The organism is Pseudomonas sp. NFIX28, from assembly GCF_900107395.1.
Taxonomy (GTDB): Bacteria; Pseudomonadota; Gammaproteobacteria; order Pseudomonadales; family Pseudomonadaceae; genus Aquipseudomonas.
In genome coordinates this window covers 101,009-111,848 of record NZ_FNPW01000001.1, presented here as the reverse complement: position 1 = coordinate 111,848, position 10,840 = coordinate 101,009, and the positions used below count along the sequence as shown (strand labels likewise).

Genomic DNA, 10,840 nt, shown 5'->3' with positions numbered 1-10,840 from the left:
TCCTACGAAAGCAGGGCCTGCGCGATTGCGTAGGAGCGAGGCTTGCCCGCGAAAATCCCCGAGAACGACGCGGAACTCCAGGCTACCCACGTCAGCCTTGGAGATCCGCTATTTGAGCCGCAGGCGTCGGGCCAGTTTGTGCAGGTTGCTCGGGTCGACTTGCAGCAGCCGGGCGGCGCGGGCCCAGTTGTTGCGGCAGCGGCTCAGGGCCTGGTGGATTTTCTGCCGCTGACAATCGTCGACGGCTTCGCTCAGCGGCTGGAACGGCCCATCGGCAGCAACCTCGGAGCGTGGTTCGAAGGGTTCCGCAGCCTTTACCGAACTGTCCAGATCGAGGACTTCCGGCTCCAGGGTCAGGATCTGGTTGCGACTGCCGCCGCGGCTCAATTGCTTGAGCGCGGCGCGGCTGATCACATGTTCCAGTTCCCGCACATTGCCCGGCCAGGGGTAAGCCAGCAGCGCGCGCTCGGCCGCCGGCGCCAGGCGCAGGCCACGCAGGCCGAGGCGGCTGCGGTTGAGCTCGAGGAAATGCCCGGCCAGCATCAACACATCCGGGCCGCGTTCGCGCAACGGCGGGATCGGCACCGGGTACACCGACAGCCGGTGGTAAAGGTCGGCGCGAAACAGCCCGTCGCGAATGCTGTCCGGCAGGTGCCGGTTGGTCGCGGCGATGATGCGCACATCCACATGCAGCGGCTTGTCCGCCCCCAGGCGCTGGATCTCGCCGTTCTGCAGGGTACGCAGCAACTTGGCCTGCACGCTCAACGGCAGCTCGCCGACCTCGTCGAGAAACAGCGTGCCGCCGTTCGCCGCATCGAAGCGCCCGGCGCGGTCGCTGGTGGCGCCGGAGAAGGCGCCCTTGACGTGGCCGAACAGCTCGCTCTCGGCCAGGGACTCCGGCAGCGCCGCGCAATTGACCTGCACCAGCGGCTTGTGGGCGCGCCGGGACAACCGATGCAGGCGCCGGGCGAACAGCTCCTTGCCAACCCCGGTCTCGCCCAGCAGCAACACCGGCAACTCGGAATCGGCGAGCACATCCAGCTCGTTGAGCAATTGGTGCAAGGCCTCGCTCTGGCCGAGGATCTCGCTTTCCTCGAGCGGCCGGCGCAGATCCTGCGGCTCGCTGCGCGACAGGCGTAGGCTGCGGTTCTCCTGCTCCAGGCGGGTGACCCGCAGCGCGGCTTCGATCTGCAGGCTGCAACGCTTGAGCTCGTCCCGCGCCTGGCGGTCGAACGTCCCGGCCTGCAGCGCGTCGAGGGTGATGGCGCCCCAGACCCGCCCTTCCACATACAGGCTCACGCCCATGCAGTCGTGCACCGCCAGCGGCCCGCTGTCCGGTTGGTCGAGCAGCCCGTCATACGGATCTGGCAGGCGGCTGTCGGGCTCAAACCAGGTGGGCTCGCGCGATGCCATGATCGCCGCCAGGCGCGGGTGCTGGGCAATCACGAAGCGCCGCCCGAGGGCTTCATGCACCAGGCCGACGGTGGCCAGCGGCCGCAGGCTGTCGTCGTCCAGGCGCAGCAGGCCCACGGCCCCGGCCTTGAAATATTCGCGCAGGGTCTGCACCAGACGCTGCAAACGCACGGCATTGGGCAACTCGACAATCAGGTCGGCCGCCAGACTTTCACGCAACATGGTAGTCATCACCCTTTCTGGTGGTTTTGACCCCGAGGTTCCAGGGTCATCCGCACCACGACAAAAAATTAGTCCATTACTTTCAAACAGATAGCTATGGCATGGCGGATGCAACGGCCCAGGGGAACCGTTGCCATTCCAACAAGGAACCCCCTGATGAACCCGTCACTCCCGGAACAACCCGGTCTTTCCCAACCCAGCGCTGCGCGCCCCGATTCTTCACAACCAAACCTGCTGGAGCAGAGCCTCGGCCAGCTGGCCTGTGACATCCCCGGCGCGACGCGGGTGTTTCATGACTTCAACCTGGACTTCTGCTGCGGCGGGCAGAAAACCCTGCGCGAAGCCGCCTTGAACAAACGCCTGGACCCCGCGCAAATCGCCGAGGCCCTGCATAACCTGCAAGGCGATGCCGACCAGCACGACTGGCGCGAGCAGCCGGGCGAGGCGCTGATCGCCCATATCCTCACCCGCTACCACGCCCGCCACCGCGAACAGCTGCCGGAACTGATCCGCCTGGCCTGCCGCGTGGAGCAGGTGCACGGTGCCCGCGCCGCCTGCCCCAACGGCCTGGCCGACCATCTGCGGGACATGCAGCAGGAACTCGAAGGCCACATGCTCAAGGAAGAACAGGTGCTGTTCCCGATGTTGCAACAAGGCCTGGGCCGCCGCGCCGCACCGCCGATCCATGTGCTGCGCCTGGAGCACGAGCAACATGGCGAAGCCCTGGAAAAACTGCTGGTGCTGACCGACCGCATCACCCCGCCCGCCGACGCCTGCAACACCTGGCGCGCGCTGTATCGCGGGCTGAGCGAGTTTCGCGACGACCTGATGCAGCACATCCACCTGGAAAACAATGTGCTGTTCGTCAATGCCCTGAACGCTTGATCCCCGCCCTTGCGCGCCAGCCCAGCGGCTGGCGCGATACCTCCCCCCAGCTTCAGCCCTGCCAATAGAACATCGCCTTGGCCAGGACCACGATCAGCAGCATGTGCCCCAGCACGCTGCGGCGGATCCAGCAGGCGCGACTGGCGCTCAGCCGCGAGGTTTTCAGCCAGTACGCCAGCAACAGGTAATGGCCGATGATGCTCAGGGCCAGGACGATTTTCAGGCTCAACAAGCTGGCGAAACTGCTGGCCAGCGGTTGGCTCAAGGCCCCGCGGTGCTGCCAGGCCAGGCCGATGCCGGCGCCATACAACAGCAGCACCACGCCGTGCAGCACCTTGCGCGAACGCACCGCGATGGCCTGCTCCGCCGTCACCAGGGCGCCGGTCGCCAGTTGCCGGCGCGCCGTGTGCCAGATGCACACCTCGAAGAACAGCGTGCCGATAAAGCCGATGGCCGCCAGCAAATGGGTGACCAGTAACCAGGGGTAAATCATTGCCCATCTCCTTGCTCCGCATTCAGGGCTCAGCCCGGGTGCCCGTCGACCCGCGCCCGCAGCAGCATCGGCCCGTAGCGCCAGGCGTACAGGGCAAAGGCCAGGGCCCAGCACGCCCCCGCCAGCCACAACGCCGCCACCGGCAGCCAAAGCACCAGCAGCACCCGGCTGAGGCAGGCCAGATTGAGCAGGATGAACGCCAGGGTCATGCCCGCCGGCGGCTCCAATGGGCGGCCGGTGTGGCCCAGGCTGACCCGGGCGATCATCGCCAGGATCAACCCGGCCATGGCGCCGATGGTCAGGCCGTGCACGGCCAGGCTAGGGTTCAGCGGCGCGCCGAAATGCCACAGCGCCATGCCCAGGCACGCCAGCGCCAGCCAGGCGTAGGCCAGGTGCAGCGACCACAGCAGCGGCACGCGCCACAGGCCGCGATCCTGCCAGCGCCACAACCGCAGCAGATGCCCGGCCGCCAGCAGCAGGAACAGCGCACCGACTCCGGCATTGGCCGCCAGCGCCGGCCCGGCGGCATACAGCAGCGCCACCAGCGCCGAGCCTGCCAGCAACAGGTAATCGAGCCAGGGCCAGGGCGCCACGGCCTCGACCCGGCCGAGGCCGCGCTGGGTGAAAAACGGAATCACCCGCCCGCCGATCAGGCTCATCATCGCCGCCACCAGCCACAGGCCGCCCAGCACGCCCTGGCGCTGCCAGCCTTCATGGCCTTGCAACAGGCCGGCCACCGACACGGCGTCCGCCGCCGCGAGCAACAGCAGCACCAGCACAATCGGGTAATTGCGTCGCTGCCGCACCTTCCACAGCATGCGGCCCATCAGCCCGGCCAGCGCCACGGGAAACCCCAGCTCCAGCACCGCCAGCAGCGGCCATGGCGCGCTGCTCAACCAGGCCAGGCGCGCGGCCAGCCAGAGCACGGCCAGGGCCGCCAGCGGCTTGCCGCTCAGGCCCGGCTGGCCGGTCCAGGTCTGCACCGCGGTGAGCAGGAACCCGGCGATGATCGCCAGGCCGAAACCGAATAGCAGTTCATGGCGGTGCCAGCCCAGCCAGCCCCCCGCCGGTTGCCAGTCGCCCAGGGCGCCGTGCAGGGCCGCCAGCCACAGCGGCACCGCCAGCAGCGCGAGGACGCAACCGGCGAGGAAAAACGGCCGGAAGGCCAGCCGTAACAGCGGCACGATTGCCATCGCGGCACGACGGTCAAGTACTTGCATCAAGCCCACTCCTTTACCCAGCGGCCGACCCGGAAACGGTCGGCACGCGGCGAATGAAAAACCCGGCCATGATCGGCCATTGGCTCGCCCTTGCCGTTGTCGCAAATCAAGCTTGCCCGGGGTACGGCGGGCCAATCTGCCCGCCGTCCCGCCAGCCAGTGCAAAGGCCGTGCCCCAAGGCCAGGTCGCCGCTTGCGGCGGCCATCGGCAGGCAGGCCGGGGTCGCGGCCGGCGCGGCGCCGGCGGGCGGCTTCCGGCGAGAGGGTCAAAATGACTATTGGCTAGTCATTTGAACCCGAAATCGCCTGGTCTTTTTGACCACGCCGCAACCGATCGCCCCGCACGCCGGGGGCCTGGCGCCTGGCCCAGCTCTTGCTGAGCACAGCGCACCCCCAACCCCTGCCGAATGACCGGAGCCACCATGAATACCGCCGAAGCCCCCCTGAAAACCGCCGGGGCTACCCTGAAAGCCGCCGGGGCTGCCCTGAAAAAAACCCTCCAGCCACTGACCTGGTTTTTCGTCCTGGGCGCGATCCTCGCCCTCGCCAGCCGCGTCGCCCTCGGCCTCGCCTGAGCCACAGCAGCACCTTTCCCCCAGCCATAAGGATGAATATTCATGGTGCTCCACCGCGTCCATCACCAGATCCTGCGCAGCCATCACCTGTTCGAACCCTTGAATGAGGAACAGCTGGACGAATTGATGGCGGCCAGCCAGTTGCTCAGCCTCGACAAGGGCGACCCGCTGTTCCGCCAGGGCGAGCCGGCCGAGGCGTTTTATTTCGTGATTGCCGGCGCGGTGAAAATCTACCGCCTGACCCCCGACGGCCAGGAGAAAGTGTTCGAGGTCATCGGCCCGCGCCAGACCTTCGCCGAGGCGATGATGCTGATGGACACGCCGGACTATGTGGCCTGCGCCGAAGCCATCGGCCCGACCCAGCTCTATCGCCTGTCCAACGACATCTACCTGCGCCTGCTGCAAGGCAACAGCCGCCTGACCTTCGCCCTGCTCGGCAAGCTCTGCGTGCGCCTGCACCAGCGGGTCAACGAAATCGAAACGCTGTCGCTGAAGAACGCCACCCACAGGGTGGTGCGCTATCTGTTGACGCAGCTGATGCAGCTGCAACCGGTGGAGCGCCGCTTCGAACTGCCGATGGCCAAGCAGTTGATCGCCGGCCACCTGGCGATCCAGCCGGAAACCTTTTCGCGGATCATCCGCCGCCTGATCGATGAAAAGATCATCAGCCAGGACGGCCGCCAGATCGTCATTCTCGACCGTCCGCGCCTGGAGCAATTCGAATGAGCGCCGGGCCCGTCTGCCTGTATTGCCAAGGCCCCAACCCGCCTCGGCAAGCCTCCTGCCGCCACTGCGGCATGCCACTGCCAGCCACCGCGGCGCACGCCGAACGGCGCCGGCTGCGGCGCTTCACCGGGTTCTGCATCGGCCTGACGCTGTTCTGCGTGGCGATGTTCTTCTGGCTGCCACGTTCCTAGCGGACGCTTTTGCCTGGAACACCGTTGCGGTCGCTACGCCGGAATGCCGCCCATACCGATCGCAGCCTCGGCAGCGGCTACAAGACCGCGCATAGCTCTGGTCTCTACGTGTAGCCGCTGCCAAGCGTTAGCGAGGCTGCGATCGAGGACGCAGTCCTCGCAAGGTCTGTGCACTGGCTCCACCTGAAACCACACATCGTCTGGTGGGCGGCATTGCGACGCAGTCCTCGCAACGCCTGCGCACCCGATTTGCCTGGAACATTGAACCCTTCCCCCTCGCCTGCCCTGGCCGGCGAAGGCGCCACAGGCGGCGGGCAACAGCCGAGGGTCTTCGCGCTGGCGAGCCAGGCTCCTGCCGTCAAGGTGTCGCGCCTCAGGGCTGGGTCAGTTGCCGATACAGCTGCGGCAAACGCAGGGGCAGTTGCTCGGGCTGGCGGATCAGGGTGTAGCCATTGGCGCCGAACAGGTACGGCAGGTAAGCCGCGGCCTCGCGGTCGATGGTGATGCAGAACGGCGTCAGCCCCTGGCGCCGCGCTTCCAGGACCGCCTCGCGGGTGTCCTCGACGCCATAGCGGCCCTCGTAGAGGTCCAGGTCGTTGGGTTTGCCGTCGGTCAGCAACAGCAGCAGCTTGCGCTGGCGCTTGCAGCCGCCGAGCAGGCGCGTGGCCTGGCGGATGGCCGCGCCCATGCGCGTGTAGAAACCCGGCTTGAGCCCCTGGATACGCCCACGGGTGTGGTCGTCGTAGCGCTGGTCGAAAGCCTTGAGTTCCTGCATGCGCACCTGCTGGCGGCGCAACGAGGAAAACCCGTACAGGGCAAAGTCATCGCCGAGGCCGGCCAGGGTTTCGCCGAACAGCAGCAGGCTGTCGCGGATCACCTCGATCACCCGGTGTTCATCGTTGAGGTGCGCGTCGGTGGACATCGAGACATCCGCCAGCAGCAGGCACGCCAGGTCGCGCCGGGTATGGCGCTGTTCCATGAACAGGCCGCGCTCGGCACTGCCACCATGGGCGCGCTCGACGTGAAAATCCAGCCAGGCCTGCATGTCCAGTTCCGCGCCCTGGGGTTGCTGGCGTAACCATTGGCGGTCATTGCGCAGCTGCTGGAACTGCCGCCGCAACAGTTGCGCCGAGGCCTTCAGACGCGACGGCAGCGGCTGCGCCTGGCAATCGCGCGGCAGCAGCATCTGCAGGGTGACGAAGTCTTCTTGCAGGCGGCCCTTGCGGTAGTCCCACTCCGGCAGGCGAAGGCCCTCGCCCAGGGGGATGTCGTCGACGTCTGCCGGCGGCAGGTCGAGGTGCAGCTTGAGGCCGCCGCCCTTGCGCAGGCGGGTGCGCGACAGGGTCAGCTCATCCAGGTCGTCGGCGACCCGCGCGGCGTCCGGGTCTTCGCTGTCGTCGGCCCAGCGGTCGAGGTCCACATGCTCGGTCCAGCTGAACAGGTTTTCCAGGCGCACGATCAGCAGGCCGCCGTCGCGGCCATGGTCCTCGACCCGGCTGGCACGCTTGCGCCCGCCCTGTTGCTCGCCGACAGCGGTGGCCAGGTCCTCGGGCGAGTCCTGGAGGTCGGCGGCCTGCGGGCTGGCCAGGTGCAGCGGCGGATACAGCCAAAGCGGCACCGGCCAGGCCGCGCGCTCGCTGCGGGGAAACTCGGCAACGCTGCCGGGCTCGCGCAAGGCCTGGCACAGGGCCCGCTCCAGCGCCGCTTCGGCATGGCTCAGCGAGGACGGATCCGGGCGCAATTGCAGGTGCGCCTCGACCAACCGCCGGTAGCGCTCGCGCAGCGCCGGGTAGCGCTGTAGCAGGCGCCGGGTCCAGCGCTGGTTGTCCCGGCCCCAATGGCGCATCGGCCCGGATTGTGCCGCCAGCAGGGCCAGCCAGCGGTACAGCTCCTCATTCAAGGCGGCCTCGGGGAACACCGCGAGGCTGGCCGGCAGGCGCAGGTTGTCGGCGTCGCACCAGGCCAAGGGCGTTTGCCGGCAGGTGCCGGCGAGCTGCTGCAACAGGCTGCGACGCAACAGCAGGTCGCGCTCGCTGGCCGCCTCGACGCCGCGACCGTCGCCGCCCATGGCCCGCAACAGCAGGGCCAGGGAACGTTGGCGCGGCGCCAGCTCGACCCGCGCCTCGGGAAAATCCACGCTGGCGCGACGGGTGATAAAGCGATGCCAGACACTGCCGACCCACTCTTCCAGTTCCAGGGTGAAGGCCATGGAGCCTCCTTTTTCGAATGCAAGAAAAACAGCCCGCGGCCGTAGCCGCTACCGTGCGTTGTCCGTAGCCGCTGCCGAGCCCGCGAGGCTGCGATCGAGGACGGAGTCCTCGCAAAACCTGCGCACGCGGTGTATCGGAAAGACCGCATGGACCGGTTTGCGGCCGCTTCGTCGGAATGCCGCCCAAACCGATCGCAGCCTCGCTGCGCTCGACAGCGGCTACATGGACCGACGTGATGCTGTAGCCGCTGCCGAGCCTGCGAGGCTGCGACCGAGGACGGAGTCCTCGCAAAACCTGCGCACGCGGTTTGCCGGAAGAACCGCATGGACCGGCTTGCGGCCGCTACGTCGGAATGCCGCCCAAACCGATCGCAGCCTCGCTGCGCTCGGCAGCGGCTACACCTAGAGACCAGAGCCATGCGCGGTCTTGTAGCCGCTGCCGAGCCCGCGAGGCTGCGACCGAGGACGTAGTCCTCGCAAAACCTGCGCACGCGGTGTATCGGAAAGACCGCATGGACCGGTTTGCGGCCGCTTCGTCGGAATGCCGCCCAAACCGATCGCAGCCTCGCTGCGCTCGACAGCGGCTACATGGACCGACATGATGCTGTAGCCGCTGCCGAGCCCGCGAGGCTGCGGGTACGGGCGGGTACGCATCAGGGGGTCATGACGGTGGCGACGCGCAAGGCGGCGCGGCCGCGCTGGCGGAAGCTCAGCAGGTAGCACAGCAGCCCGGCGAAGAACCCCAGCCCGCTGATCAGGCGCGCCCAGAACAGCCCACTGAGATGCTCGACCGTGGCCATGAACGGCATCGCCGTGCCGTCCTCGGCCCAGCGTTGCAGCAGCACCTGGACCACGCCGGCGGCGGTGAGCAACAGGGTGATCATCACCATCGACAGGGTCATCAGCCAGAAGCCCCAGACTTCCAGGGTCTGCGAGCGCTCGTCCGCCGCCTCGCCGAGCCCGCGCAGGCGCGGCATGGCGTAGCTGATCAGGGTCATGACGATCATCGCGTAGGCACCGTAGAACGCCAGGTGGCCGTGGGCCGCGGTCAGTTGCGTGCCGTGGGTGTAGTAGTTGACCGGCGCCAGGGTATGCAGGAAACCCCAGACCCCGGCACCGAAGAACGCCGTCACCGTGGTGCCCTTGGCCCACAGCGTGGCGGCGCGGTTGGGGTGTTGCCGGCGGCGGTTCTTCACCATGCTGAAGGCGAAGACCACCATGGCCAGGAACGGCAGTGGTTCCAGCGCCGAGAAGATCGAACCGACCCACAGCCAGACCTCGGGCGCGCCGATCCAGAAGAAGTGGTGGCCGGTGCCGATGATCCCGCTGATCAGCGCCATGGCGATGATCACGTAGAGCCATTTCTCCACCACTTCGCGGTCCACGCCGGTGATCTTGATCAGCACGAAGGCCAGCATCGCGCCCATGATCAGCTCCCACACGCCTTCCACCCACAGGTGCACCACCCACCACCAGTAGAACTTGTCACGGGCCAGGTTAGCCGGGTTGTAGAAAGAGAACAGGAAGAACACCGCGAGGCCGATCAGCCCGGTCATCATCACCATGCTGACGGTGGTCTTGCGGCCCTTGAGCAGGGTCATGCCGATGTTGTAGAGAAAGCCCAGGCAGACCACGACTATGCCCATCTTGGTGATGGTCGGCTGCTCGAGGAACTCGCGGCCCATGGTCGGCAACAGCTCGTTGTGGGTCAGCCGGGCCAGGCCCGCGTAGGGCACCAGCAGGTAGCCGAGGATGGTCAGCACGCCGGCGGCGGCGAACACCCAGAACAGCAGCAGCGCCAGTTTCGGGCTGTGCAGTTCGCGGTCGACCTCTTCCGGGATCAGGTAGTAGGCCGCGCCCATGAAGCCGAACAGCAGCCAGACGATCAGCAGGTTGGTGTGGACCATCCGCGCCACGTTGAAGGGAATGATCGGGAACAGGAAATCGCCGATCACGTATTGCAGGCCCATGATCAAACCGAACAGCACCTGGCCGAGAAACAGCATCAGGGCAAACACGAAGTAAGGTTTGGCCACGGCCTGCGAGGCGAATTTCAGGTGTGGATTGGCAAGACGCATCGTTCAGCCCTCCTTGTTTGGCGGCCAGCCATTGGTATTGATGTTCGAGCTCCACTTGAGGAACTCAGCGATGTCGTCGACCTCCTGCTGGCTCAGGTTGAACTGCGGCATGGCCCGGCGCCCGGGCACGCCCAGCGGTTGCATCTTCATCCAGGCCTGCAGGAAAGGCTTGAAGCCCGCCTCGCCGCCGCGGCGCTGGAACACGTTGCCCAGCTCCGGCGCAAAGTACGCGCCCTCGCCCAGCAGCGTGTGGCAGCCGATGCAATTGTTTTGCTCCCAGACCGTCTTGCCGCGCACCACCGCTGCGCTCAATAGCGCGTCGTTGCTGCGTTCGGGGAAGGTCTGCTCGGTGTGATAGGTCAAGGCCAGGAAGATCAGGAAGAAGAACACGCTTCCGCCGAAATAGATGTTCCTGGCCATGCCTTTGGTGAAGTTCTGCGACATGCTCGCTTCCTCTTTGCTTGGCCAGGCCATGATAGGAAGCGCGGGTGGCAAACCTGCTTGATGGCGATCAAGAAACGCCGATGGTCTTGCTCGGGTATTAGCCGCCCAGGTTCAGGTTCAGGTTCAGGATCAGCCCCAGCAGCACGACCAGCGCCAGCGGCCAGCCAAGCAGCAGCCAGCGCCACAGGCGCGGCCCGTGGCGCAGTTCCATGAAGCCGTCGACGATCAGCCAGGCCTTGGCCACCGCCAGCAGCAGGATCAGCAGCCCCACCCCGCGCGACGCCCCCGGCGCCAGCCAGCTGCCCAGCCAGACCGTGCCCAGGCTGAGGCTGGCCAGGGCGGCCCAACAGCTCAGCAAAAACCTGCCGGAGGACATGCGCACCTC

General features: G+C 66.9%; 11 protein-coding genes. 4 read left to right on the top strand and 7 right to left on the bottom strand.

Features of this window, described 5'->3' with window-relative positions; translation table 11 throughout:
* Window positions 1-108: 108 nt before the first annotated feature.
* Window positions 109-1,635 (bottom strand): nitric oxide reductase transcriptional regulator NorR, encoded by a 1,527-nt coding sequence (gene norR, locus BLV20_RS00440; protein WP_092296954.1) that lies wholly within the window; start codon window positions 1,633-1,635, stop codon window positions 109-111.
* Between the two features lie 156 nt (window positions 1,636-1,791).
* Here norR and ytfE point away from each other — a divergent pair, with 156 nt between their 5' ends.
* A complete protein-coding gene (gene ytfE / locus BLV20_RS00435; protein WP_092295382.1) occupies window positions 1,792-2,520 on the top strand; it encodes an iron-sulfur cluster repair protein YtfE in 729 nt (242 codons plus the stop codon).
* Window positions 2,521-2,572: 52 nt separating this feature from the next.
* Here ytfE and BLV20_RS00430 read toward each other — a convergent pair whose 3' ends face one another.
* Complete coding sequence (locus tag BLV20_RS00430; RefSeq protein ID WP_092295379.1) at window positions 2,573-3,013, bottom strand: CopD family copper resistance protein; 441 nt, start codon at window positions 3,011-3,013, stop codon at window positions 2,573-2,575.
* A 29-nt stretch (window positions 3,014-3,042) separates the two neighbouring features.
* The gene (locus BLV20_RS00425) at window positions 3,043-4,233 is read right to left on the bottom strand and encodes an NnrS family protein (protein ID WP_092295376.1); all 1,191 of its coding nucleotides are present in this window, start codon (window positions 4,231-4,233) and stop codon (window positions 3,043-3,045) included.
* Window positions 4,234-4,654: 421 nt separating this feature from the next.
* Between BLV20_RS00425 and BLV20_RS31290 the strand changes: the two genes are divergently transcribed.
* The 3 genes from BLV20_RS31290 to BLV20_RS00410 are packed head-to-tail and all read left to right on the top strand — an operon-like array spanning window position 4,655 to window position 5,724.
* Window positions 4,655-4,807, top strand: coding sequence for a hypothetical protein (locus tag BLV20_RS31290; RefSeq protein WP_175540110.1), 153 nt, complete (start codon window positions 4,655-4,657; stop codon window positions 4,805-4,807).
* A 42-nt stretch (window positions 4,808-4,849) separates the two neighbouring features.
* Window positions 4,850-5,533, top strand: a complete 684-nt coding sequence (locus tag BLV20_RS00415; RefSeq protein ID WP_092295370.1) for a Crp/Fnr family transcriptional regulator — start codon at window positions 4,850-4,852, stop codon at window positions 5,531-5,533.
* A complete protein-coding gene (locus tag BLV20_RS00410; RefSeq protein ID WP_092295367.1) occupies window positions 5,530-5,724 on the top strand; it encodes a protein DnrP in 195 nt (64 codons plus the stop codon). Before BLV20_RS00415 ends, BLV20_RS00410 begins: the two co-directional genes overlap by 4 nt.
* A gap of 373 nt (window positions 5,725-6,097) precedes the next feature.
* Here the strand turns inward: BLV20_RS00410 and BLV20_RS00405 are convergent, their stop codons facing one another.
* The 4 genes from BLV20_RS00405 to BLV20_RS00390 all read right to left on the bottom strand — a co-directional run bounded on the left by BLV20_RS00405 (window position 6,098) and on the right by BLV20_RS00390 (window position 10,831).
* Window positions 6,098-7,933: a nitric oxide reductase activation protein NorD gene (locus tag BLV20_RS00405; RefSeq protein ID WP_092295364.1), complete on the bottom strand. Its 1,836-nt coding sequence runs from the start codon at window positions 7,931-7,933 to the stop codon at window positions 6,098-6,100.
* Window positions 7,934-8,586: 653 nt separating this feature from the next.
* Window positions 8,587-10,011: a cbb3-type cytochrome c oxidase subunit I gene (locus tag BLV20_RS00400; protein ID WP_092295361.1), complete on the bottom strand. Its 1,425-nt coding sequence runs from the start codon at window positions 10,009-10,011 to the stop codon at window positions 8,587-8,589.
* 3 nt (window positions 10,012-10,014) lie between these two features.
* Window positions 10,015-10,455, bottom strand: coding sequence for a c-type cytochrome (locus BLV20_RS00395; RefSeq protein WP_092295358.1), 441 nt, complete (start codon window positions 10,453-10,455; stop codon window positions 10,015-10,017).
* A 97-nt stretch (window positions 10,456-10,552) separates the two neighbouring features.
* A complete protein-coding gene (locus BLV20_RS00390) occupies window positions 10,553-10,831 on the bottom strand; it encodes a cytochrome C oxidase subunit IV family protein (RefSeq protein WP_092295355.1) in 279 nt (92 codons plus the stop codon).
* Window positions 10,832-10,840 lie beyond the last annotated feature (9 nt).

Coding starts and splice junctions, on each gene's coding strand:
- norR (WP_092296954.1), bottom strand. CDS start 1,635: ATGTTGCGTGAAAGTCTGGCGGCCGACCTGATTGTCGAGTTGCCCAAT.
- ytfE (WP_092295382.1), top strand. CDS start 1,792: ATGAACCCGTCACTCCCGGAACAACCCGGTCTTTCCCAACCCAGCGCT.
- BLV20_RS00430 (WP_092295379.1), bottom strand. CDS start 3,013: ATGATTTACCCCTGGTTACTGGTCACCCATTTGCTGGCGGCCATCGGC.
- BLV20_RS00425 (WP_092295376.1), bottom strand. CDS start 4,233: ATGCAAGTACTTGACCGTCGTGCCGCGATGGCAATCGTGCCGCTGTTA.
- BLV20_RS31290 (WP_175540110.1), top strand. CDS start 4,655: ATGAATACCGCCGAAGCCCCCCTGAAAACCGCCGGGGCTACCCTGAAA.
- BLV20_RS00415 (WP_092295370.1), top strand. CDS start 4,850: ATGGTGCTCCACCGCGTCCATCACCAGATCCTGCGCAGCCATCACCTG.
- BLV20_RS00410 (WP_092295367.1), top strand. CDS start 5,530: ATGAGCGCCGGGCCCGTCTGCCTGTATTGCCAAGGCCCCAACCCGCCT.
- BLV20_RS00405 (WP_092295364.1), bottom strand. CDS start 7,933: ATGGCCTTCACCCTGGAACTGGAAGAGTGGGTCGGCAGTGTCTGGCAT.
- BLV20_RS00400 (WP_092295361.1), bottom strand. CDS start 10,011: ATGCGTCTTGCCAATCCACACCTGAAATTCGCCTCGCAGGCCGTGGCC.
- BLV20_RS00395 (WP_092295358.1), bottom strand. CDS start 10,455: ATGTCGCAGAACTTCACCAAAGGCATGGCCAGGAACATCTATTTCGGC.
- BLV20_RS00390 (WP_092295355.1), bottom strand. CDS start 10,831: ATGTCCTCCGGCAGGTTTTTGCTGAGCTGTTGGGCCGCCCTGGCCAGC.